Raw genomic sequence first — 24,879 nt, forward strand, 5'->3', positions numbered from 1 at the left:
CTGACGATAACCGGCAGCGTTCCCGCGCTTCCGGTTTTTTGTCTTAATTGCTTTGCTTATTTTGTCATGTAGATATTCCTGTCGTTTATCTTATAGTGGATATTACTGGTGAGTTCCATCATTTTTAATACTTTAGAAAGACTTACATTCCTTGATATTTCGCCATTGAAGCGATAGTCTTCCATACCGGTATAATCAATATTTACATCGTACCAGCGTTCCAGCTGGCTGACCACCGTTTTTAGTGAGGCGTCGTCAAAAATGAACTTGCCATTCCGCCAGGCGAGTACTTCGTCGATGTTCACACCGGTGGCCAGCCGGATCTTGCTATTAACGTTGTTGCTGCTCACCAGCGATTGCTGACCAGGCTGCAATACCTTTGTATACTTGCCGGCAGCGATGCGGATACTTCCCTGTATTAATGTAGTGGTGATGTTTTCTTCTTTTGGATAGGACTGGATATTGAATGTTGTTCCCAGCACTTCCACCGAGTGTTTGCCGGAAACTACGATGAAGGGTGCTTTGGCATTTTTTACTATTTCAAGATAGGCTTCCCCGTTAATTTCCACCTCACGGGTACTGCCCGTAAATGCTGCCGGGAAACGGATGGATGAAGCGGCATTCAGCCATACATGCGAGCCATCGGGCAGAATCACTTCGTATTCGCCGCCGTTGGGAGTGGTAATGGTGTTGTAAGTGATTTCCGTGGCAACGGATGCAGACGCATCATATACCAGCTGACCATTGCCTGATTTTTTGATCACAGTTTTACCCTGGCTGGCGATAACGCCATTCTGTGCATCATCGAGGACAATGGTAGTACCATTGCCCAGTTTCAACGTGGCCTTGCGGCTGCCGGGGGCCACATCGGTGGTATGGATGGCAGCCATTGGTTTATTTTTTTCCTTTGCCAGCTGCAAACCGGCGGCGCCGGCAACAGCGAGCAACAGTACGGCAGCAGCCCATCTCCAGGTTCTCCACTTATTTATATATATACGTGCCGGTCCGGGTTTAATACCAGTGGCCAGGTATACTCTTTCAATGGATGCCTGCAGATTAGTTGGATCCGCCTCGTTGCGCGTAATGGCTTCCAGGTCCTGACCGGAGAGTTCCCGGAACAGCTGCCTGTTTTGTTCACTGGCGGCCAGCCAATTGTTCAGCGTTTCCTGCTCTGTATCATCCAGTTCCCCGGATCGCTGCCGGTAAATGAGCCCCGCGATATGTAATAGCTGTTGTACGTCTTTTTCTTCCATAGAAAATAATAGTATGCAGCCGTGACCACTGCGACCACACGTTACAGGGCCACGGACTGCACATCTTTGCTGAGAAAAAAATAATGCCGTTATATAGTGGATACACTGCCCGGATCATTTCGGGTTAGTGGGCGGGAAAGTTTTTTAAAATATTTTTGAAGAAGGGGGATTAATCTTTGTGAAGTGCCGCCAATACTATTAAAGCAAAGGGCAGGATATCTTTTCCCTGCAGCTTTCCCTTTACCAGTTCCAGTGCGCGGAATTTCTGCGCCTTAACGGTGTTAACGGATACCTGTAATTCTTCCGCAATTTTACGGTTGGGCAGGCCCTCCAGGAAGCCGAGCTGGAATACCCTTTTCATTTTTTCGGGTAAACTGTTCACTGCTCTTAATATCTCTGCTTTTACTTCTGCGCGGATAATTTCGTTGGCTACAAAATCCGCTTCGGCGGTCATGCTGGCGGCGTAGGCATGATGACGGTATTGCAGGTTCTTCTCTTTTCTCAATTCATTAAAACATGCATTCCTGGCGGCGATATACAGGAACGCCTTTATAGATTGAAAGGAGCCGACCTTTGCATGGTCGTTCCATAATTTTATAAATGTTTCTTCTGCCACATCTTCTGCGATCGCATGATTGACAACAATCCTCCTGGCAAAATTAGTGATGACCGCAAAATACCGGTTCATTATATACCGGAATGCTGCCTCATCGCCCTGTTGCAGACGGATGGCATAACATTCTTCGCTGATGATTTCGGTTGTTTTCATTAAATGACCTCACTTTAAAACCACCCTGTGGGAAACGGGAATACAGTGGGATCAAATTATAATATCATTTGCTAAAAAATTCAAAGTGATTAGCAAATTTTGATACTATATTGGCATCTCCTCATTTCTCCGGCTGAGACCGGAGGCAATGTTGTAGCAAACCTGCCACATACCGTTTCAGGGTTTCATCTTATCAATGATCTCCTGCCAGATGAGCCGCGCAATCTGCTCCTGCTCTACCGTATGCAGTCTTTCCTTCAGGGTTACTTCGCCGTCTTCGTTAAACTGCAGATGTGAGGGCATAAAATCAAGCGTTTCGCTGTGTTCCTCATCAGTAGATACCCTGTAGGTGGTTTTCTCATTTTCATAATCCACATCAATGTGAAAACGGTAAGGTTTATTGTCGATATAAACGGTGATGTCTGTAGTTTCCATACTATATAATTTATAGTAGCCTGTTCACAAAAGGCACACCAGCTTTGGCCGGCCGGAATTCCGGCAGTTAGGAAATCTGAAAATAATGTTATTTATTTACCCCTTTTTCTAACAATGAACGTGAACAAATTGAACCCGGACCTGCTAAAAACCAAACAGCATTTTGAAATATTAGATGGATTAAGAGGAATAGCCGCTTTAACAGTAGTTGTTTTTCATTTTATGGAAGTTGTGTATACCGACTACAGCAAGAACTTCGTGGGGCATGGCTTCCTGGCGGTCGATTTCTTTTTCTGTTTGTCCGGGTTTGTGATTGGATACGCCTATGATAACCGCATTGGCAAAATGGGGGTCATGGAGTTTTTTAAATCCAGGATCATCAGATTGCATCCCCTCGTCATTTTCGGGTCAGTACTGGGACTGTTGGGTTTTCTTTTTGATCCGTTTGGCGGTCACCCGGAGTTATATGGATTTGGCAAAATAGCGTTGTTCTTTCTTACCAGTATTCTCCTGATTCCCTTTCCGGAAATGCCAGAGCGATGGTTTAACCTGTTTAGTTTTAATGCGCCTGCATGGTCATTGTTCTGGGAATATGTAGCTAATATACTGTATGCGCTTATTCTGGTTAAAATAAGCCGGCACTACCTGGTAATATTAACTATACTTGCCGCCGCCGGTATTGCCATAGTGGGTTATCATGCCGGTAACCTGATGGGAGGCTGGGGAAAAGATAACTTTTGGGACGGCTGCGCACGCATTTCCTATTCCTTCTTAGCCGGACTACTGGTATTCCGTTTTAACTGGATCATCAAGAACCGGCTGGGCTTCATTGGTTTGTCGGTATTACTGATGGTCCCCTTTCTAATGCCCCATTTTCAGTGGAACTGGCTGGTAGAGGTGATAGTGGTGTTATTTTATTTCCCTTTACTGATTGCACTCGGCGCAGGTGCTACCCTTACTTCCGGGTTAAAAAAACTTTGTGTTTTTTCCGGGAAGATATCTTATCCGCTATACATGACACACTATGCCGCGATATGGATCTTTGCCAGCTATTTTGCTGCGTACAAACCCGGAACCATGCAGCTGGCCTTTGTCATCACCGCCGGAACCCTGCTGTTGGTGGGCTTTTCTTACCTCGTGATGGTGTTTTATGACATACCTGTGCGGAAATATTTAAATGCCAGGAGAAAAATGGATGATTAAAGTATATACCGTTTACTCTGGTGAAATGGTGTTCACAAATTCTCTTATATCTTCCGCAAATAGTTCTGGTTGTTCCATTGCTGCAAAATGTCCGCCTGTTGGCATATCTTTCCAATAGCAGACATTATACCCTCTTTCAACGTATTTCCGCGCAGGAAAGCTGAGAGGATAAGGATAGTGGGCAATGCCAACAGGTACTTTTATAAAGTCTTTTTCTCCGACCTCCAGGGGTTCTTTCCGGATCTCATTATATAAACGCATCGAAGAATGAATCGTTTGCGTGATCCAGAACAGGGTGACGTTTGATAACAGTTCATCTCTTGTAAACAACTCCTCCAACGCTGCACAGGGATCTGAAAAGCTGCGAAAGATCTGGAGGATCCACGCACACAGCCCTACCGGCGAATCGTGGAGGCCATATGAAAGCGTAAGTGGTTTCGTTGTCTGGACCTGGGCATAAGCGCCTTCTGCCTGAAAAAACTGAACCGTTTGTTGCTGCGCCGCTGTCTCCTCCTTTGTCAGTTTTTCACCGGGAGGCATAAATGGTTTATAATTGAAAGGAATATAGTTCATGTGCAATCCGGTCAGCTTCTCCGGGTACTGCATGGCAATATGTGTAGAGATGATAGCGCCAAAGTCGCCGCCCTGTGCAATAAATTTATCATATCCCAGCCGCGCCATCAGCTTCACCCAGAGGCTTGCCATCAACGAAGCATTTATGCCTTCTTTCGCTGGCTTATCTGAGAAGCCAAACCCCAATAGTGACGGCACCACTACATCAAAAGGCGTTGTTTCATTATCCGTCAGGTGTGGAATAGTTTTCAGCATCTCCAGGAAAGAACCCGGCCATCCGTGAGAAATAATGAGCGGAATGGCATCCCGGTGTTTACTTTTTATGTGGAGGTAATGTATTTTATAGCCATCAATTTCCGTGATAAAATTGGGCCAGGCGTTGATGCGGGCTTCTGTTTTTCTCCAGTCAAAATCATTTACCCAGTAAGCAGCCAACTCTTTCATGTAAGTAAGGCTCACTCCGTATTCCCAGCCGGTTGTATTTACGGCATCCGACCACCTGGTTGCGAGAATACGGGCTTTCAGATCATCGAGTACCGGTTGATCCGTGTTTGCCTGGAATGGTAGTGTCATAGGAAACGTTTTGTACCAGGATTAGGCGGTACAAAAAGAAAGCCGGAATGAGGGGGAGGAAGATTAGTGGGGTTACAACAAAAAGCCTCCAAATCTCCCGATCTGAAGGCTTCTCCGCACTTATAGTATAGGAATCAAAACGAACGCTTCTCTAATAACAGCGTACCGCAAACAACGCAGCAGGCACATTGGCAGATGGATGCTCCAGCTCAATGATCAATGTATCTGTTATAACGGGTTGCTCCAACTGAATACGGTTGTGCGTCTGGTAATTATCTTTTTTCTCTGCTACAATATTTCCGCCGGCATCTTTGATCCTGTAATGTCTCACGCAGAACGGCATTACTGTTTCGGGATGCGACATTAATACGGATTCCATCGGATGATCATAATCTGTATCCAGGAAAAGGTCGATGGTACTGATCTGTTGCAGCGTATTCCATTTCAACGTTAACCGGGGCTGCGGATCGTTCCAGTCGGCCACCCAGGCATTGGGTGCGGACGTAGGCCGGTCGGTTCCGTTACGGATATTTTCTGCCTGAAACAGATTGATACCCTGGTGATATTTCAAATCGATATTATGCCCTTCCGGCCGGCGTTGCGGGCACCAGAACTCAAATGCTTCCATGCCGATATCTTCCGGAGGCGTTTGTTTGCCGTAGTTGGAAACGGCTTTATTTACACTGTTGAATACAGACAACATCCCGGTTACTCTCTTCTCTGTAAAATGCAATTCTACCGCCGGATTTTTCATAAAGGTGACGAATGCGTAGGCGGTATTTTCTATAGATGTATTAAAGCGAAGATCCACACAATTCCTGCCGGGGTGTAACGGGATGGTTTGTTTTGCCAAAGTGATATCCGGTGTGTAGTTGCCGGGCTTACTGCTGACGCGCAGTTCCACTTCCAGTTCAGTATTACCGGTAGCATCTGCATGAAAAACAAATGGAGCCACTTCCCCTTTTTGCAAAGGCAGCATCTGTGCTACGGATAGCGTTAACGGCTTCAGAAGCGGTTTACCCGGAAACTCCTTAAACACCAGTTCGCTGGATGCTGTGATCACGGCAGATTGCACAAGGTCCTGGCTATCCTTTAATACCAACCCGGGAACATACTGCCCGGTTTTAAGCAGGCGTTGTTGCAAGGTGGTGATCTGTCCTTTGTTAAAAATATCCGCGGGCAAAATATTTTTCTCTTTACAAACAGCGGCGGCTACTCCTACGGCCTGCGATACATAAGCCGCGGTGGCCATAACCCTGGTGGAGGCGAACGCCACATGCGACGCGCTGATGATGCGTCCTGCCAGGAAAAGGTTTGTAATATTTTTGCTGTACAGACTGCGATAGGGAATCTGGTAGATGCCTTTGCTATGCCATTGATTGCAACCGGGTTTTTCACTGAAAATGCCGTCGGCAGGGTGCAGGTCCACAGACCAGCCGCCAAATGCCACCGCATCCTCATGGGTGCGTTGCTCAATAACATCCTGCTGTTTCATCATGTAGTCGCCTTCAAAGCGGCGGCTTTCCCTTTTGCCGGGGATAGCGCCCACCCATTCCAGGGTAAGCGTGTCTGCCTCAGGGAAGTTGCCGGAGTTCTTGATATAGTCCCATACGCCGTAAATTACTTTCCACAGCTCCCATTTGATATCTTCTGTGTCGTGTACGGTATCAAGGCGACCGCCATACTCCACCCACCAGAGGCGGCAACCAAAATCCTTTGCATTGAATGTTTTAAACCGCGGGATTTTCGTAATGTCTTTCAGGGCAAACTCAGGAGGGATGAATGTTACCGGCTTGCCGGTATCTTTACTGTAAAAGTACAGGGTATGTCCGAGCAGTTCTCCATAGGTGGCGGAAGGAGCAAATTTTTCACCGAATTCTTCCCTGCTTTCTGCGCCCATGCGGAAGGCGGCGCCCGACAGGAAGCCCACTACCCCATCGCCGGAGGCATCGCAAAACAAGGGGGCGCTTAACAGGTATTCCTTCTGGTTCTGGCTGCAAAAAGCTTTCACCGAACTGATGGTAGTGGCATCCTTTTTTTCAACCGCATATACGGCTGTATTTAACAACAGGGTGATATTGGGTTCTTTCTTCACTTTATCCAGCAGCACCATATCAAATATAATGGGGTTGCCCTCCGGGTTACGATAGGTATTCTCTACCAGGATCTCATCAACCAAACCACCTTCCCTCGCCCAGCGATTGTTATTGCCCATATGTGACGTGGCGCCCAGTATCCATAAGCGGATTTCACTGCTTGAATTCCCTCCAAGTACCGGTCTGTCCTGCACCAGTACTACTTTTAATCCCTGCCTGGCCGCTGTGATGGCGCAGCACACACCTGAAAGGCCACCACCCGTGATGACCAGGTCGGCGTTGAGAGCTATGCCGGGGAAAGAGCGACTGTTTGTTTCTCCAGATTTTATCATGATTGTACGGTTATAATTTTAGCGATTCGTGTGCTATTCCTTTATATTTTTTGTTACTACTACAAAGCCACCGGGTTTCACCAATGCTACCGTGAGCGTTTTGCCGGTAACGGGTATGGTTACCTCCTGGCTTTCGCCGGGCTTCAGTGTATGCAACTCCAGCGAATTGTTCCCATACCTGAGCTGGTAATTGCGTAATACATAAGAAGGAAAGTCAGCACGGGCTGTGATTTTAACAATGGCTTTATCTTCATTTATTCTTACCAGTTCAATAATAGCGGGAGAAAATTCCTCCTGCCATACAGGATACACGGAACGCAGGGTCCTGTCGGGCGCCACCAGTCCCCATGCGCGGTAACCATTTGCGTCTGTTCCGGGATACCGGCTCATGTAGTCATTAAACGTCCATACGGAGGCGCCAATAAGATAATCGCACTGGCGGAACACCTGCAGCGCTCTTTTGAAATAGGCGATGCGGTCTTCTTCTTTCCCGTTTTGTGGCAGCCGCATACCAAACTCGCTGATGTAAACAGGTTTGTTGGGATATATTTCATGAATATGCCGGAGATGCGCCAGCTGATCGTTGCCATAAATATTGGTGCTGATAAAATCCACGTACAGCGAAGCTTCATCTTCGGGGCGCTTTACATAATCACGCCAAACATTAAAGCTGGCAAAGGTTACAAGGCGACTCGCATCCAGTGATTTTACAAATACGCCCATGTCCTTTACCCAGGAAATACCCTCCGGTGTTTGCGACTGGAATTCATTCCCCAGGCTGTAGGCAATGATGCTGGGGTGATTCCAGTCCCGTTCCACCATTTCCTTTAGCTGCGACTGATACTTTCCCCGCATCAGCGGATCAGCCATCTGGCGGGGTGTCATTTGCCAGTTACCAGCTTCGGTGATGATGAGCAGACCGTGCTTATCCGCCCAATCAAGCATGCTTTCTGATACCGGGTAGTGGCTGATCCTGGACAATTCCATGCTGCCACTTTTGATAAGGTTGAGATCTTTTTCCAACACCTCATCCGGATCAAGGGAACCGTACCCGGGATAGTCCAGTGGCCGGTTACAGCCGCCCATACGGATAGACTCACCATTCAGCAACAGTTGCGTGCCTTTAATTTCCAGCCGGCGGATACCAAATGTTTTCCTCATCGTATCAGCACCGGCAATCACCTCGGCTTCATAAAGATCCGGCGCATCCTGGCTCCATAATTTTGCAGCCGGCAGCACGCCTTCCAGCGTTACCTGCGAAGCATTGGCGGATGTTTGTTTAAAGCGGATATTATTTTTGATACCCGATTGATAGATGTTCACTTTTACATCGGGCGACTGGTAGTTTTTCAGCAAAGTGATTACTTGTATACGCGCAGTTCCCTTCTTCAGATCCGGTTCGGCTACTACTTTTATGTTTTGTATAAAGGCAGCGGGCCGCGTAACAACATGCACCGGCCTGGTAATACCGCCGTAATTCATCCAGGCATAGAGTTGCGCCACGTTGGGCGCATCTTTGGCATCGCTGGCTTTTGCGCCGGGAATGGTGGTAGTGTCCCAGGCATTGCTTACCGATACGGCAAGCGTATTTTTATCTTTGAGCAACTGCGTTACTTCTATTTCAAAAGGCGTATAGCCACCCTCGTGTTCACCGGCAACCTGCCCGTTCAGCCAGATCTTTGCTTTATAGAACACCGCATCAAATTGCAGGAAAGTACGTTCCCCTTTCTGCACAACAGGCGCATTGAATTTTTTAAAATACCACGCTGTTCCTGTATAAAAAAAGTAACGCTTATCCACCGAAAAGCTATGCGGCACCTGTACCTTATCAAAGCCCGTGGAAGCAAAATCTGTAGCATACCATTTATCGGGTACTCCCCTGTTAAGCGGATCTAATGCAAACGTCCATACGCCATTGAGCGGCGCCTTTGAAGTTCCCTGCGCCATCGCAAGGAAAGGACATAACAATAACAGGAGCAGTATATTTTTCATCTTCATTTTTCAGTATTATTTTCAAAGATCACCTGGCCGGTGTTACTATTATTTACTTTAAAAGATTGATTTACCGAGATGAAATGATTATTGGTAATCTTCAGCAGTTTAATACCACTGGCGTCAATACCCACAGGCGCGTTGGAAAAGGTGCAGTGATCAAACTGTATGGTGGCTATCGCCATTGCTTCCGTACCGCTGTTGCCAATGCCTACCAGCCCGGCTTTACCTATGCGCGGCACCCATCCGCTGGCATTGAAGCTGCATTCCCGGATCATCACATCCTGCGGGAAAGTGGCTTCATTATGCGTGGTAATTTCCGTGCCCAGCACCAGCGCGGGATACATGATGTGATCATAGGAAATCTGCTGCAGCCTGGCTTTGGTGCATTTGATAACGCCTGCGCATCCGGCAATGTTCCTGAAGGCTGTATGCGATAACCTGTATTCATCAATATCCCAGTCGTATACTGTGACGAGTGTTCCGGCCTGTACAAAACCAGGCAGGGAATCCTGCAGCGTGATAACACCATAAATCCCGCCATCACCCGCGGGTTCCGGCTGCCAGGCGACGGGCATTTTATTTACTACATTATTTCCATTCCAGAGCCCGATGCTGTCGTTTAAAAAAGGGGTTATACCGGTATATCTTTTCCATACCCGCATTTTATTATAGGCAAGCTTTTCCTTCACCTGGAAGAAGGAACTATGTACATTTTGCCCGTCCCAGCGAACACCTTCCACATACATGCTATCTATTGCCACCAGGCCATTGCAGCTGTTTATCTTCCAGGCGTCACGCGGACCCACGGCCAGCTGCCGGCCGGTGGCTTTGAATACGATTTGTTGCGCGGTAATATTTTTGCAGGCATAAGTATGGATGCCGAATCCTGCAATGTTTACCATCGAGATATTTCTAAGAACAAGATCATTACAGTTATTTATCGCCACCTGGAACATGGTTTCTCCGCCGAAGTGCCAGGAGACTACATTTCCCACAGTAAGGCGCGCTGCAAAGCGGGCGTTATTCATCCGCATATAATTCTTTTGCCCCTGCGTTTCCAGTTGCCAGTAAAGTTGCTGCGTGGCTACATCATCAACGAAAGTAAGACTGGGCACCTGTTTCAGCATACGTGTAGCGCTGTCCCATATGTTGGCGGTATAACAACCCATGCCATTAATGGCCGGCAATCCGTCGAATACTTCCACCACTACATGCGAGGAATCTTTCTCTACCACCGTTCCGGCAGTGGCATACTGCGGATCATTATCGAACACCAGGTTTTCCATCACCAGGTTACTGCACTGATCAAAACGCATGTGCGGAGGTAGTACCGTATTATTCTGCTGCGGATTCTTTTTCACCAGCCATGTGGCAGGCGTATGATCCGCACTCACGGCGCCCCGCAGGTGCAGCCCGGCATATGATGTAAGACCCGTATAAGCATTCAGCCCGGCTGCACTTACCTGCAGCAGATCATAGCGGCCACTGTCGAAAAGTATGGTAGCGATATGATTTGCTTTTGCATAATTCAATGCGTCCTGTATGCCTTTGGCATCATCCTGTCCGTCGTTGGGGATAGCTTGAAAATCCTTTACATGTATGGATTGCGCGGACACATGGATACAGGCAGTCAGCACGATGGCTGCTGTTGTCCTGAGAAATTTATGTATCTGAGAATTGTACATAGGGCATGTTATTTTTTATCTCCCAACATTATTGTTTTACTTTCTTCTGTTTTTCTATCTATACCGGTTACGGACAAACGAAATTCCACCGGTTGCTGTTCCGTTAATGGTACGGTAAACTCAAACGGGTATATCGTATCAGTGATCTTTGTTTCTTTCCCGGTATTGTTTGTATAATACAGGGAGACGTTTTTCAATTTGGTATCATCGTCTTCCAGGTATATATACAGGCGCCTGCCATAACTGCCGAACTTAAACAGCAGCGCATGTGCGTTGCCGGTGCTAAGTTTGGCATAGTCAGGACTGTGATTGTTGACACCTGATAGTACCTGTTGTTGAAACCCATTACTGCGATATACTACATCCGTAATCGCCACAGCCGTTATTCCATTAGCCGGTACGGTAACAACAATAGTACTGTCTTTGCCCGGCGGCGGCTCCGCGCCGGTGTATGACGTCGCTTTACTTCCGGCGGCCAGCTTCACCAATGCGGGATTAACCGTAACAGTAGCCGTAACGGGTTGCGCCGATTGATTTGTAAAAGCCAGCAGCAGTTTATCATCCTTCCTCGCGGCGATGTAATTCAGCTCAGTGTTGCTGATGCGCAGCAATCTTGCAGGCATCCATAGCTGCACGTTCTTATCCTGGTAAAAAGCACCTTTCTGCATACCATACATATTACTTTGCAGGTAGGCATATCCTTCGATATAGGCGGCAGGGAAATGAATACTTCCTTTGCTACGTATATAGGTGTCCGTTACGAGGTAGTCGAGCAGCATGGAAGCCATAGGCAGGATATGATTATAATGGAAAGAGTTTACGCTCTGGTCTTTGTGTTTATGCAGCGGGAAATCTGTTTTTTCATAAGCAGTAGTACGCGCTGTATTGATATGATATCCAGGAAAGCTCCTGTACCGGCCTATCACGGCTGCTTTAGCTACATTCAGGAGAAAGCTGTCTTTCGCATAATATCCCAGTCGCAACATCCACGGGGCATAGTTAGCCATAAAAATAGCACGGTGACCGGTGGCGGTACCGGATGATTCCGGGGTAAGACCGGTTTCTGAAAGTCGCCATGCCGGCGCGTTTTCTTCCGGGTAGTACATTGGCTGATGTCCTTTGGATTGCAGGTACCAGTACATGGGCGCCTTGCCGCCTTTGTTTACGGTGATCAGGCTATCGGGAATGGCAGGGCACATCCAGGTGAACATCGTATAGTTGCGGGCTCCCTGCACCGCTGCATCGAGGAAAGGTTTATCGCCGGTAAGTTCATAGAGTTGCAGCAGCTCTATCCATCGGTTTGTATAAGTGGGCCAGAAAAAGAAGCTACCGGAGAACGGATCATCAAAAGCGGTTTGTGGCTGGTTCACCCGTTGTTCCAGGTATTGCTTTGCTTTGGCTACCGCGGCATCCAGGTATTTTTTGTCGCCGGTGGCGCGGTACAGGTGCATCGCGTTAATCCAGTTATTGCCTTTTTCTTTTACATCCAGGTTGCGCACACGGTCGGTGTTATACTCACGCTGCATCATTTGCAGGTAAAAATCATTGGTACCTCCTGACAGCTCGTAGAGGGCCGCCAGCTCCGACAGTGGTGCTACCGGGCCTTTTAACCTGCGGGATGGGCTTTGGATCTTCTGGGTGCTGTCCAGGCTGAAAAGGAACTTCTCTCTTGAGAGCATAAACTCCATTAACGGGTATGCCCTTTTCTCAAACATCGCTGTATCATCCCTTACCAGGGCCAGTTCCAGTGGGTTAAGACTGGAAACATTTTTAACCGCGCCGGGTACGTCTGTTGAGTAAGCGCAGCCTTTGAGACTGTCTATAAACCAGGCGTAATCAGTCATGGCGTAATCCACCATATTATCCAGCGTAGTGTTGAGCGAAGAAATATCATTATGCCGGTAGTCGCGGAAGCCAAATACTTTTTCCGCAATGCGTTCATAGGTATTGTTAATGGCGAGCGGTTCTGCTACCAGCTGAAGTCCGAAACGGAATGTTTGTCCGGCGTTCATGCGGGAGCCGTAGCCTCCCGGTATGGGCGCGTATACCTGTGGTTGCAGTTGTTGCCGTTTATTGAGCAGCGCAATACCAAACTGGCTGTTGGCCAATACAGGCAGCGGCTGAAAAGGAAGGTACTCCGGAGCTGCCAGCACGCCTATGGTTGCGGCGCCGTCGTATACCATCGTAGTGGGCAAAGTGGCCATAAATGCCGGCGTAAGATAGGCGGCATCCGGGATCCGCTTTTCCTGCCAGATCAGTGGTTGCCATATGGCAGTGACTTTATCTTTTGCAGATGCCGGCGCGCCGGTATAACCAACGCTGTAATAGCCGTCCTGTAAGGGTTGGAAGCTGTACCGTAACACCGGGTAAGGTTTGGCGGAGATAATAACATACGCCGATAACCGGAATTTTTGGGAAGATGGAAAACGGAAGAAAACAGTGTCTTTCTTTTGTTCAATACTATTGGCCACGATTTCTGTTCTTTCCCCGGCGTTAAATATATTCGCGGTCCTGTATTCTCCTTTGCTGCGCAGTATCCTGTCGTCGAAGCCATCACCGGCTACGGAAGCATTTATTTTCTTCTGCTTAAAGTCGGCCGTCGTGCTATCGGCTACTTTCCAGGTAAGCACATTGTATTCTACTTTTTTAATCCCGGCGGGCTTTAGCGCCATACCGGGATCTGTGGTGTTATACAACACCACAAACGACGGAGCAAATACGTATTGGCGGCCGGCGGCAGTGATAACAATATGCTGCCGGTTCACAGCTACCTGTTGTTGTGCATTCACTGTGGCAGCAGTGATACACAACAACCCGATATTGCGATATATTCTTTTAATTACTCCCATTGTTATGTGCCGCTAACTTTAAAACCAAACCACCTGTTGCGGGGATAATTATTTTCCCGTAATACTTTGCACTGACCTTTGGAGATGCTGATACAAAGGCGTTTCCATCAGGTGTATCCGTGATCAGTGTTGCTGTATATTTTGTTTTTTTATCGAGAAAAGAGGGTTGCAGGATAAAGGAGGCTGCACTGTCTGTTCCATTGATCACGGCTACATACCAATCGTGTCCCTTCCGCCGGGCAAAAGCCGCCATCCTGCCGATATTGCTGCCGGGCAGCACAATGGTTTCATCCCATGTTACCGGCAATGTTTTCAGCAGGGGAAGAATGGGTTTGTAAGTATCATTATTCAACAGCGTAACCGGGTTTTCCGCGATGCATTGAAACGGTGAATTAAAGATGTACAGCAGTGCCAGCTGATGCGTATTGGTAGTGGGTCCCCTGTTGCTGAAAAAACCGGGCGTATAATCGCCATGTCCGCAGAGAAAGCGGGTGAAAGGCAATGCAGCGTTATGCCACGCGGGAATAGGTTCTTTCATGATATTCAGTTCCATACCACGGATACCTTCGCGCGTCATTTCGTTGGGATAGGTTTTGCTTTCCCCGGTAGGCGCCTGGCAGCCGTGAAAGTTGACCATCAGCTTCCTGGCGGCAGTTGCTTTTAACAGCCCTTCTTCAAATGCGATCAGCGGCTGGGCCTCACTGTTCATAAAGTCTGTTTTAATGCCTACTGCGCCCGCCAGCGCTACGCTGTCGAGGAAAGTATCCCGCTGCGCGGAGTCTCTTATCTCCTTGGAATTTTTCCATACCCATATATGTACTCCCTTCTTTGCTGCATCCTGGCACAGCGTTTTCAGCTGTTCCCATTTGCGGGGCCATTTGGTTTCCCAGCCTTCATCCAGCAGGGTATATTCAAAACCGAGAGTGGCAGCGGCGTCGATAAACCGCGCTTCTTCTGCGGGCTCCATATAGTGTTCATCTCTTGTAATCCAGCTCCATACGCTCTTACCGGGCTTTATATAAGTGATATCGGCAAACAAGTGGCTGTCGGGGCGTGGATTAAGATTTTCAATCACGTGGTTATTTACCAGCGCGTTGAGGTTATCTGCATACAGGATCGTACGCCATGGGGTAACTAATTTTCCTTTCACCACAAAGCCGGTATCTCCTTCGGTAAAATTCACATTCAAACCGCCATTGGCAGATGCTTTGAGCCGCATGCCGCTATAGTTATACAAAGCTGCTTCTGTAATCACCGCATACTTTTTTTGCGGCAGTTCAATTACCAGCGGTTTACCTTGTATAGGCCCCTGTTCTGAAATGGTGGATAACTGGCCGATAGAAGTATGCTGCCACAACCCTGCATAGGATTGGAGTTTCCAGCTGTTGTTGCGTTCAAAATACCATACGCCGGATGAAGCAGGTACCGTAAAAGAAGTGAACTCTTCCTGCACATGCTTATCTTCCGTTCCATCTATTATATAACGAAAGGCGCAGCCGTTATCAAACATCCTGCATGCTATGGTATAGCTGCTATTATTTTCTTTTATGCTGATGGTGTAAGCAATGCCCTCCTGTATAGCTGCGGCCACATTTAACCGGGTAGGATTAGTTTCCCGGATGATCTCCCTTCGGGAGATGGATATCTGCTGTACATGGGCGCCACTGGTTTTATTATTTACTCTAATGCCCATCCGCGATGGCAGGATCACCCATTGTTTGCCCGCCTGTAGCTGGTATGTGAGGGCGCCCTGTTCTGTAAAGAGTTTTGCACACAGTTTTTTATGCGGACTTTCCAGCAACAAGGTATCTGTTGCCATTGCAATACGAACAGGCAATAATAAGGCTATGATTAACAAGCACCGCATATGAACGTGAAATAATATAATACTGTATCAGTTTTTTAATCCTTCAAATTAACAGCCTGTGCTTCGTAACTTCAAAATATCGGGCGGCTAAAAAAGTTGGGAACATTCCCATTTCACGGGAATGTTCCCATAAAAAGTTGCTGCTATTACAGGGGCTTTCCTCTTAAAAGGATCTTCCCGATATACACCACTGTTTTATCGTACTTAGCTGGGTTCCTGGTAATATCTTCCAGTTGTTTATCTCCCAGGATCTTTATCTTATCTGCCTTTTCAGAAGATACCCGGATGGTGATGGTATGAATGCCCGGTGTAAGTGTGATGAACTCGTACTGGCCGCGATACCGGTTGTTACAGAAGTTATTAAACCGGTTGATCACATTGCTGCCATTGGGATCTGTTGCGGGCACCACCTTTAGCTGGCGGGCGCCTTTAACACCACCGTCGGCCAGTGTTGCAGGCTTACCATCAATGATGAGTTCCACCTGCCCCATTTCGGGGCCGCCGATATCGAAAAAGCCAAACATGCTGCCTTTGAATCTGAAAGTAAAGGAAGCGCCTGGCTGATCTGCTTTCATGATATAAGGGAACCAGCCGGTGAATTGTTTCTGGGGTGATTTAGCGGTGTTAACGCTGCTCCAGCCGGGACTGAATGTGGCAATATCCTGCGGGGCATACATACCGGCGTCTTCCCAGTTGTCTGCTATCAGCGGAGCGGGCAATGCGCCGGAAGATATAACGGTGTGTTGTTTCAACTTACTCATGCCTCTTGCAATGGCTGCGGCATACAGGTTGCCGCCTGCTGTTACCGGGTGTATACCATCGTGGGAAAAAACAATTTTACCCGGTACAGTGGCGCTGTCGCTCTTCCACTCCAGCTTTCCTTCTTTCTCCAGTACGGCGATTTCCATACCGAGATGTATGGATGGCAGCTGATAATGCTCCGCTATTTTTTCGAGCCCCTGCACGTTTTCAGGGATGTTTCCTTCCAGGTAAGTTTTCATATGCCCGTTATGGATAGTATAGATCAGGCAGATATCGATGGTAGGATCATATTGACGTATCTGCCTCACAATACCTTCCATTCCATCAGTATAGGCGCCGTTCACGGCAAACTCTACAAATACCAGGTCGGGGTGATATTGCAGTAATTGATCCCTGAGGCGGCAGGCGCCCAGATCTGTGCCTGTTCCGGAAACACCGGCATTAATGCCTTTCATGGTTACAGACGGGTACATCGACTGGATATAACGGGTGGCCTGTGGCCGGTAGCACTGATTCCCCTGCGTAATACTTCCGCCTATGAAGCCAATGGTGACCGGCTTTCCTGACGAAACTTTTTTGAAGAAGTGTGGCGCGCCGTTACGCACCGTGCATTCTACCGGGTTATTGAAGTTGCCGGGCGTTATTAATGGCACCGTGCTGTCAGCCGGGTTAAAGTGCAGCGGCGAGGCGCCTGCCTGCGAAACGGCAATGAGTTTTGCTCTCTCGGCATCTTCTTTATTTTGTGCCGCTATTTTCAACGACATACCTATACATAAAACCAGGATAAAATAATGCTTCATATTACTCATTTAGAGTTGTTATCAAATGTGATGGTCCCTTCTTTCACCTGTCCGCCGGAGGTGGTTACCTTTACTTTCAGCACAACTCCTGCGGTTGTGTTCACGGGATAAAACGAGTTTTCATAAGGATAGGCAGTGATAACACGGCTTTCTCCATTCAAACTGAAAGTCGCCTGCAAACCTGCTTCAGGCGGCGATTCCAGGTAGGTATATATAGCATCCCACCCGAAGGGCGAACGTATCCTGAAGGCATAGCATTTGCCGATGCCCGCGCCGAGGTCCAGCACCTGCATACCGTTCTTTACCGGCGCTATACTTTTCACTTCGCTCTTTATCTTCAACGGAAAAGAGATGGCGGAGAATCCTTTACCGTCAACGGATACACGCAGTTTCCGGTTATTCACAGGAACGTTGACAGGCGAGGCAGCAGCAGTGGCATAATACGCAGCAGCCACGTTATCCTGCACAGCTGCTTCTTTTCCAAGAAGAATATCAGCAGATACTTTTTCTGTTGACTCATTCAATAACAGTAACCAGAAACGGTTTTCAGAAATAGCGGTCACATAATTCACGGCGGGGTTCTCTATTTGCACCAGCCCGCGTTTCATCCAGAGGCGCACCGCTTCATCATCGAATACTTTACCGCGGCCGCCGCCAAATACCCGGTTATTAAACCACACAAAGCCATCCTGCTTGCCATAGGGAAAATTTACTTTCCCCAGGGAACGCTGCATAGCTTCGGTAATGAGGAAGTCCAGCGTAAATACGAGATGCGGCGGTATATGATGATAATAAACGGAGCTTACATCCGGGCCTTTGTAAGGAAAATCCGGCTGCATGGTAATATCGGTAAAGCCGGTGGCGTAGTAGCCGGGATAATTCGTAAAGCGGCCTATCACCGCATTGCGGGCATAGGTTTCAAATATCGTCCTGTTATCTTCAGAAAATAAACGCAACAGGTGAGGCGCCCAGCTGCTCATGAATACCGGCCGTACCAGCTTGCCCGGATCAAACAATGTAAAGGGTTGTTCAAACCCTAGTCCTACGGGAGATACCAAACTTTGCGGTACCTGCTTCTCAGGTGCATCGCCCTTCTTTCTTGGAAATCCGAGGCGGTATTTCTCTCCGCCTTTCCACCATAAGGTAGTGTTGCCATCGTAGGTATTGTCCGGATGAATGGTTTGCAGCTGATCTTTTACTTCCGGGTACACCCTTATTCCTGCCAGCGTTTGAAAAGCGGAAGTTTCTGCGGCATGCAGGAACGTAGTATCTTTTGTAAGGTCGTAGAGGTCTGTGAGGTCCCACCAGTAGGCGTAAAAGGAAGCATTATAAAAAGGTTGCTTACTTAATGGCGTAGTTTTAGGGCCATACACTTCCGTTGAAATATAGGCTTTCGCATGTTTTGTTGCAGCGGCCAGCCAGCTTTTATCTTTGGTGAAACGGTAAGCCGCCAGCTCCTGCGTCCACGCAGGGATGTTCACGGAGTAGCCTTTTGCGGGCCTGATGTTATTTCCGGGAAGCGCGATTTCCTTTAACCAGGGATTGGCTTCACCGAGCAACTGATGTAATCCCTCGTAGTAGGCCGTGGTGAATTGTGAGTTATAAGGACTCAGCACCAGCGACTGCTTATCTTTATTAAACGGTGTTCCCGCAACACCTCTGGACCAGCGGAACCCGCTGCGCGACAGCGTATACTCAATGGTAGGCAATGCCCTGCTGATAAAAAACGCTTCGTCCTTTTCCAGCACTGCGGCTGAAACTACTGCCAGTGGCGCAGCCTGTACAACGGTAGGCGTCACTTTCGGATCTGCCTCAATATCGTAAAAGCCTTTCAGCTCCGGCGCCCAGCCGGCGGCGGTATCGTTCCGGATCAGGTCTGTAATATTGAAAACGGTTTCTGTGAGAGAAACCTGTCTCTGCGTGCGGTAATCCTTTACTTTATAGATACTGTCTGAGATATACGCCAGTGCATCATTCCAGCCCGATGGTAATGCCCCCAGTGCAAATTCGCGGGTGATGGATTGCCCGGATGCGCGCCTGGAATCATCCAGGCCCAGTACCGGCGATAACGCTACCGGCTGTACGCTGTTTTCTTTATTCTTAATGGCAAAGCCCATCGGGGAAGTACCGGCTTCTCCCCAATCCAATGGAAAATCTGCCGGTGTTCCGGAAATAAAAGTAGCGATCCCCTGCTTCGTTTCCATTATTGCCAGCGGTTGCGGCATCATGGCGGAAGGCAGCATTACGGGGTTATCCGGGATGCGCTGGTATTGGAACATGGGAGGCAGCTGGATGGCGGTTACATCTTCTTTCTTTACTCCTTCAAAAGCGGTTACAGCCAGACTATAGTATCCTGCCTGTTTTGGTATATATGTTAACGTTAGTAACAAGTGTTGGGTACCTGGTGTTAGCTGCCAGGTGCCTTTCAGTGTTTGTCCGCCGGCAGTTTGATAAGTAACTTCCAGTTTTTTCTCAGATACCTGATTCACAGCAGTAGGCAGGCATTCCTGCAACGCCCCTGCGAGGAAAGGGTTGGTAAGACTTTCCGGGGCCAGTACCGTGAACGTTTTGCCACTGCTCTGAAAGCTGCCTGAGGCGGCGGACCCGTTCCACGAAGGGAAAAAACTGCCAAAGCTGATCTGCGGATCTTTGGCGGTGAGCAGGAATATTCTACTCCCTTCATTATTGATCCATTGGTTGCCTTTCCGGATACTGTTACCGGCAACTATCTGCTGACCGGATGTTTTCAGGAATTGAAGCCGGAGTTTACTATTGCTAATACCCGCGATAACGGCCCCCTGCGTTGATATACTTTTCACAGCGGCAGCAGCCGGCGCGGGGGGTATATACTTCACCGTTAGTGGCGTTGTTTTAAAACGCTGTAGTGAAGCCAGCGGCTCCGTGTTCGGATCAAAGCCGGCAGTAGCCAGTAAGATGGCATCACATCTTCCAAAATTACCCTTCGTATCCTGTAGTGCGATCACATTTTCACCGGCATCAAGTGTAGTGGTACCGGCTTTCTCCCAATAATAGCCTTCTTTGCCATGCTGACCCAATTCCTTTTCCAGCGGTTGTTCATTGATAGCTACCTGGAACAAACGGGTTCCGGGCTTATTAGCGGGATAGTCCGGCGTGCGTACCCAAACGGTATATGTACCGGCAGTTTTACTATTGATCACGGTAAGCGCATCTGCCGCTTTTACCTTACCGGAAAAAACGCGGAGAATGGTGTTACCGGACACTTGTTCTCCTGGTACTCTCTCCACCTGCCAACCGCCTTTGAACTGGAAATCTTCCGCTTCCACCAGGTAGCCGGTTTGCGCCTGTACCGCTGATACGCTGCACAGGCAGCGCATTACAGCCAGGAATAAATATTTACTTAGCGGATAGTTCATAATCTATTTCTATTACACTCAGGCCATAAGGCATTATATCTTCCCGGAATGAATGCGTTGCATCAATCGTCTTTTTACTTCCGTTTTTGCTGATCCGGTAGCAGCTAACAGGTTTGATGGTTTTACCAGGCAATAGTTTGGTATAATCAATATCCAGCGTGCACTTCAGCGGATCATCGTCGCTGTTCAGCAACAGCAGGAACAGCTTCCCCTGTTGCGTGTTGATGGCGCAGTAGTAATCGAGGTAAGGGTTATCCGTTTTCAGCAATCCATCTTTCAACAACAAATCCGCACTGGTACCATACACCTTTCCGGCAGCGAAACCATAGGTTTGATGCGGCCCTACTTTGGGTGTGATAAATCCTCTCGGGAATTGAATTTTCCCGGCCGACCGCATCTCCATTTCTGCCAGCAGGTAATCGGTGATCCAGCCCACCTGCCACCAGGCGTGATGCGGGTAAGGACCGGCCCCTTTATTCATCACATCCCAATAGTAAGAGGCTACACTGGTGGCACTGTCTACAAACGCATCTCTGCCCAAAGCACCGGCCCTGGCCATATTCAGGAACAGGGAATCGCCGGTGAGGGTGAACATGCGCACAAACATGCCGGCATGACTGGCCAGCAGAATAGGGCCGCGATGGTTGGCAGAACCGAGGATACCGCCATGCTCGAAGCTCAGTCCGGCCTGGCTGATCTCCCAGTCCTGCCGTTGTATACCATTCACCTTTTTACTTTTGGCGGAAGGAACAGGGTGAGTGTAAATAGAAGTAGTATACAATTGTGCGGTGCTCACAGCTGCCTGCAAATACCTGCGTTCTTTTGTGATGTCGTAAAGATCCAGCAGTGCCTGCGCGCTTTGACCAGTGGCAAAATCCGGCGCAAAGCGGGCGTCGCCGCAAACACCGAGAAAGCGTCCTTTTGCGGTAGCATGCTGGATGTACCAGTCGGCTGCACGCTTAGCGGCATCGAGGTATTTTTTGTCTTTCAATATTTTCCAGGCTATCACCAGTCCGTAAAAAGTAGGACGCAGGTCTTCCACTTCTGTAAACATTTCCTTTTGTGAAGCGTGGTCGTAGGCTACGGCCCACTTTCCTTCCGGCTGCATCCAGGCGAGCAACCTGTCGGCAGCGGATTGCAGTTCTTTCTTTAATACCGTGTCGCCGGGATTGAACAGCAGAACATTCCCTATGTCCATCATCATGTAATAAGTAACCCCAATGGGTTCTACATACGGCCCCCACTCTTCTGTAAATCTTTTACTTTTTGTAAGATAATATTGTCCTGCTGCGGCGCCGTGGAAAAAGCCGGGGCTGTTATCCTGTTGCTGCAGTTTAAAATTGCGGGCATAAGGCAGGCGTGTTTGCTGCAATACGCTGTCGCCCGTAATAGTAGCCAGCATCCACATCGCGCCATAGTCGGAATTCTTCATGGCATCTTTCTCAGAGCCATACACACCGCCCAGGTAGGCTTGTGCGCCGATATCGATGCCTTTATAATTTTCGATATTCCACAGTGATGTTTTATTATCCACCACATATTTATGCATGGACAATATGCGGCTGGTGAGTGACTGCCGCGTTTTTTTCAGGGCGAGGAAATCATTAAAATGGTAGATATCATTCACGGCATGTTTGAACACCGTGTACCAGCCGGCCTGTTGAAGCGTGTACCTGAAAGAAAAAGTTACTTTATCCCCTTTCTTCAGAAGAGAACCTTTTTCACCCAACACCGGGTGATAAAGTGTAGGCGTGAGCGATGCTTTCCTGTTCATCAGGGAAAGCCCCAACAGCCAGTCGCCCTGCGTTTTCGTATCATTCTCCCAGGGATCTCTTCCCGTGCCGGGCGCAGGTACTATCGCCAGCGTGAGGTTGTTTTTGGTTTGGATGAAAGACGACAAAGTAGCCGCGGTTCTTTCACGGACAATCACCGGTTTATCGGGGATGCCCTGCATGTAAGCGTATGCTTTTATAAAATCTTTTTCAACGGCATTGCTTTGAAAGTATCCCGGTATGCCTGCCCAGGCCAGTTCATTTTCCGGAACAGTAGCCAGCGTGGGTGTTGCCAGGGAATAGTAGCCGTCTTCCTTTGCCTGCAGGGATATTTCCACCAGGATATCTGTCCGGAACTTTTCATCCAGGCGCCAGGAGGAAGTAATAGTGGCTTTATTATTTTCAGCAATAAAGGTTAGCCCGTTGTTATTTTTTTTAACAGAAGATGGATAAAAATACATAGCCTCTCCCGCAGTGTTCATCGGAACAGGTTGCAACGCCGCTTCCCACAAAGGAACGATGTATCTGTACTGCGGCTCCAGGAAGCCGCTCTTTTTATCATATGATGCTACGGGTGTGCTACCGGGCTTGTCCTTCGCATACAGCAGGGTGTATTCACCACTGGTGTGAGGCAGCTGCTGCCCGTGTACAGCAACGTTTTTTATATGCCATTGCCCGTTTTTGTTTATCCAGGAAAGATGCAGTGCATTATTGGCAAGTGCAGTTTGTTGCTGCGCCTGCGCAGACATACAGCACGCGCAGGCTGCATAAAATAATATTCTTCTCAAAGGATCATCTTTTTAATTTACTAAATGCGCTGCCGGTGCTATTACCGGGCCCACTTTCACCTTCCGGGATGCCCGGAGCGGAATAGCAGCTGTTAATAGGATCACCGTGGCAATACCAGCTACCAGTGTGGCACTTTTCCCGGAAAAGAAACACAGTCCGAATAACAGCAAAGCAATAAACGAAAGGGAAAAAGCAATTACTTTCAGGCCGAATTTGTTTTGCTTTCTTATCTCCAGTTCTTCTTTTTCATCTATTTCCCGTACAGTTTCCTTACGCTGTATTCTCAACGCTTTGAGCTGTGTATATTCATCACTGGTGAGTCCTTTATAATAAGCGTATACTTCGTACAGCGCCAGCATTATAAAAGGTAAGCCTACACCCAGCAGCATTTCGTTAGCACGACTTAAACCGGTGCCATATACCAACGGAAGGATAATTTTAAATACAAGATTAGTAGCCAGGCTGATACCGGTAATGTATAGTGTAGCCTTCCCCGTTAGCCGTTTTGAAAACAGCGCCCATATGGGCGGCGCCAGCAACGGCCCACCGGTAACAGCACCTATGCTCAGCGTAAATTCAACGATACCACCTATATAAGGCACAATTAAGGCGATGCCTATCATTCCCAATCCAAAGAACCAGGAGGAGATCCGGGCGATGCTCATCAGTTTTTTGTCAGATGCTTTTGGGTTGATAGAACCTTTGTAGATATCATTTGTAAAAACAGCCGACACCACATTCAACGCGGTGTTCGCTGATGCAGACGTAGAGAAATACATCCCCGTAAGAATGAGTCCCATGAGGCCGGCCGGCAACACGTGCTGGCACATCATCAGGTAAGCGTTTTCTGTTTCAAGTCCCTGCAAACCCGGATTGATACTTTTATACAACATGGGCGGCAGCATCCAGAGCACGGGACTGATAATATACAACCCTGCAAAAAGATAAGCCACTTTTGATGCGGACCGGGGTACATCCACGCTGGTATAACGCTGTACAAACGTCCAGTTGCCGCCGATATAAAACACGTGGTACAATGCAAAAGCCAGGATAAAGCCCCAGGTATATTCACCATTCACCACGCTGAAAAACCCTTCGGGTGAGAAATGCAGGAAATGCTGCACGCCGCCTGCGGCATCAAAGGCCAGGGGGATAATAATAAGTATGGCCGCCGTGAGGATCACGAACTGCAATATATCTGTTACCATTACCGCCCAGAGCCCACCAACGGCGGTATAGGCAATCATAAACAGGCCCAGCACCACGGTAGACGGCATCAGTGGCAGTCCGAGCGAAGCGCTTACCAGCCTGGCCACAGAATACAGCACAGAACCTTTGATCAGTAACGACACCACCATGAAAATGTAGATATAGATCTTCTGCACATCTACACCCAAACGCTCCCTGATAAATTCCGCTGCGGTGAGGTTGCCGGTGGCTTTCCACCGGGGAGCGAGGTACAGTCCTGTTACGAGTCCGCCGATACACATGGTCCATTGTATGGTGATGGCTACCCATCCGTATTTATAGGCGATGGAACCCCATGCCACGAAAGTGCCTGCGGAAAAGAAGCTCATGAAAAGTGAGAGCCCCCCGATAAACCAGGGTACTGATTCGCCTGCGGCAAAGAATGACTTGAGGTTTCTCCCTGTCCTTGAAAAGGAGAAACCCACCAGCATAATAAATAAGGAAAATACAATAATGACTGACGTATCGATTACAGTGTTCATC

14 protein-coding genes are annotated in these 24,879 nt (G+C 48.3%); 1 reads left to right on the forward strand and 13 read right to left on the reverse strand.

Annotation, left to right across the window (positions count from 1 at the left end):
* Positions 1-56: 56 nt before the first annotated feature.
* From PV783_RS22955 to PV783_RS22965, 3 genes are all read right to left on the reverse strand, one after another.
* On the reverse strand, positions 57-1,253 hold the full coding sequence (locus tag PV783_RS22955) for a FecR family protein (RefSeq protein ID WP_420989725.1): 1,197 nt from the start codon (positions 1,251-1,253) through the stop codon (positions 57-59).
* Between the two features lie 169 nt (positions 1,254-1,422).
* Positions 1,423-2,022 (reverse strand): RNA polymerase sigma factor, encoded by a 600-nt coding sequence (locus PV783_RS22960; RefSeq protein WP_420989726.1) that lies wholly within the window; start codon positions 2,020-2,022, stop codon positions 1,423-1,425.
* A 177-nt stretch (positions 2,023-2,199) separates the two neighbouring features.
* Complete coding sequence (locus PV783_RS22965) at positions 2,200-2,457, reverse strand: hypothetical protein (protein WP_420989727.1); 258 nt, start codon at positions 2,455-2,457, stop codon at positions 2,200-2,202.
* Positions 2,458-2,571: 114 nt separating this feature from the next.
* Here PV783_RS22965 and PV783_RS22970 point away from each other — a divergent pair, with 114 nt between their 5' ends.
* Complete coding sequence (locus PV783_RS22970) at positions 2,572-3,660, forward strand: acyltransferase family protein (protein ID WP_420989728.1); 1,089 nt, start codon at positions 2,572-2,574, stop codon at positions 3,658-3,660.
* A gap of 12 nt (positions 3,661-3,672) precedes the next feature.
* On the opposite strand, the gene PV783_RS22975 is transcribed toward PV783_RS22970, so the two are convergent.
* The 10 genes from PV783_RS22975 to PV783_RS23020 form a co-directional block, all read right to left on the reverse strand.
* Entirely contained in the window at positions 3,673-4,806 is a 1,134-nt protein-coding gene (locus PV783_RS22975) for an epoxide hydrolase family protein (RefSeq protein WP_420989729.1), read from the reverse strand.
* A 151-nt stretch (positions 4,807-4,957) separates the two neighbouring features.
* Positions 4,958-7,234, reverse strand: coding sequence for an FAD-dependent oxidoreductase (locus tag PV783_RS22980; protein WP_420989730.1), 2,277 nt, complete (start codon positions 7,232-7,234; stop codon positions 4,958-4,960).
* A gap of 33 nt (positions 7,235-7,267) precedes the next feature.
* On the reverse strand, positions 7,268-9,226 hold the full coding sequence (locus tag PV783_RS22985; protein ID WP_420989731.1) for a glycoside hydrolase family 2 protein: 1,959 nt from the start codon (positions 9,224-9,226) through the stop codon (positions 7,268-7,270).
* Between the two features lie 2 nt (positions 9,227-9,228).
* On the reverse strand, positions 9,229-10,914 hold the full coding sequence (locus PV783_RS22990; RefSeq protein ID WP_420989732.1) for a hypothetical protein: 1,686 nt from the start codon (positions 10,912-10,914) through the stop codon (positions 9,229-9,231).
* A gap of 8 nt (positions 10,915-10,922) precedes the next feature.
* On the reverse strand, positions 10,923-13,763 hold the full coding sequence (locus PV783_RS22995) for a hypothetical protein (RefSeq protein WP_420989733.1): 2,841 nt from the start codon (positions 13,761-13,763) through the stop codon (positions 10,923-10,925).
* Positions 13,750-15,630 carry a glycoside hydrolase family 97 catalytic domain-containing protein gene (locus tag PV783_RS23000; RefSeq protein ID WP_420989734.1) on the reverse strand — a complete coding sequence of 627 codons (1,881 nt, stop codon included), beginning with the start codon at positions 15,628-15,630 and terminating at the stop codon, positions 13,750-13,752. The genes PV783_RS22995 and PV783_RS23000 overlap by 14 nt, the downstream gene beginning before the upstream one ends.
* 146 nt (positions 15,631-15,776) lie before the next feature.
* Positions 15,777-17,192, reverse strand: a complete 1,416-nt coding sequence (locus PV783_RS23005; protein ID WP_420989735.1) for an SGNH/GDSL hydrolase family protein — start codon at positions 17,190-17,192, stop codon at positions 15,777-15,779.
* Between the two features lie 5 nt (positions 17,193-17,197).
* Positions 17,198-20,587 carry a hypothetical protein gene (locus PV783_RS23010; RefSeq protein ID WP_420989736.1) on the reverse strand — a complete coding sequence of 1,130 codons (3,390 nt, stop codon included), beginning with the start codon at positions 20,585-20,587 and terminating at the stop codon, positions 17,198-17,200.
* Positions 20,568-23,147: a glycerophosphoryl diester phosphodiesterase gene (locus PV783_RS23015; RefSeq protein WP_420989737.1), complete on the reverse strand. Its 2,580-nt coding sequence runs from the start codon at positions 23,145-23,147 to the stop codon at positions 20,568-20,570. Before PV783_RS23015 ends, PV783_RS23010 begins: the two co-directional genes overlap by 20 nt.
* 12 nt (positions 23,148-23,159) lie before the next feature.
* Complete coding sequence (locus PV783_RS23020) at positions 23,160-24,878, reverse strand: sodium:solute symporter family protein (protein WP_420989738.1); 1,719 nt, start codon at positions 24,876-24,878, stop codon at positions 23,160-23,162.
* Position 24,879: the final 1 nt, after the last annotated feature.

Origin of the sequence: Chitinophaga sp. CC14, assembly GCF_048957795.1 — a bacterium.
Lineage (GTDB): Bacteria > Bacteroidota > Bacteroidia > Chitinophagales > Chitinophagaceae > Chitinophaga > Chitinophaga ginsengisegetis.

What these genes read in the sequence shown, in the direction of transcription:
- PV783_RS22955 (WP_420989725.1), bottom strand. Translation starts at nt 1,253, where the DNA reads ATGGAAGAAAAAGACGTACAACAGCTATTACATATCGCGGGGCTCATT.
- PV783_RS22960 (WP_420989726.1), bottom strand. Translation starts at nt 2,022, where the DNA reads ATGAAAACAACCGAAATCATCAGCGAAGAATGTTATGCCATCCGTCTG.
- PV783_RS22965 (WP_420989727.1), bottom strand. Translation starts at nt 2,457, where the DNA reads ATGGAAACTACAGACATCACCGTTTATATCGACAATAAACCTTACCGT.
- PV783_RS22970 (WP_420989728.1), top strand. Translation starts at nt 2,572, where the DNA reads ATGAACGTGAACAAATTGAACCCGGACCTGCTAAAAACCAAACAGCAT.
- PV783_RS22975 (WP_420989729.1), bottom strand. Translation starts at nt 4,806, where the DNA reads ATGACACTACCATTCCAGGCAAACACGGATCAACCGGTACTCGATGAT.
- PV783_RS22980 (WP_420989730.1), bottom strand. Translation starts at nt 7,234, where the DNA reads ATGATAAAATCTGGAGAAACAAACAGTCGCTCTTTCCCCGGCATAGCT.
- PV783_RS22985 (WP_420989731.1), bottom strand. Translation starts at nt 9,226, where the DNA reads ATGAAAAATATACTGCTCCTGTTATTGTTATGTCCTTTCCTTGCGATG.
- PV783_RS22990 (WP_420989732.1), bottom strand. Translation starts at nt 10,914, where the DNA reads ATGTACAATTCTCAGATACATAAATTTCTCAGGACAACAGCAGCCATC.
- PV783_RS22995 (WP_420989733.1), bottom strand. Translation starts at nt 13,763, where the DNA reads ATGGGAGTAATTAAAAGAATATATCGCAATATCGGGTTGTTGTGTATC.
- PV783_RS23000 (WP_420989734.1), bottom strand. Translation starts at nt 15,630, where the DNA reads ATGCGGTGCTTGTTAATCATAGCCTTATTATTGCCTGTTCGTATTGCA.
- PV783_RS23005 (WP_420989735.1), bottom strand. Translation starts at nt 17,192, where the DNA reads ATGAAGCATTATTTTATCCTGGTTTTATGTATAGGTATGTCGTTGAAA.
- PV783_RS23010 (WP_420989736.1), bottom strand. Translation starts at nt 20,587, where the DNA reads ATGAACTATCCGCTAAGTAAATATTTATTCCTGGCTGTAATGCGCTGC.
- PV783_RS23020 (WP_420989738.1), bottom strand. Translation starts at nt 24,878, where the DNA reads ATGAACACTGTAATCGATACGTCAGTCATTATTGTATTTTCCTTATTT.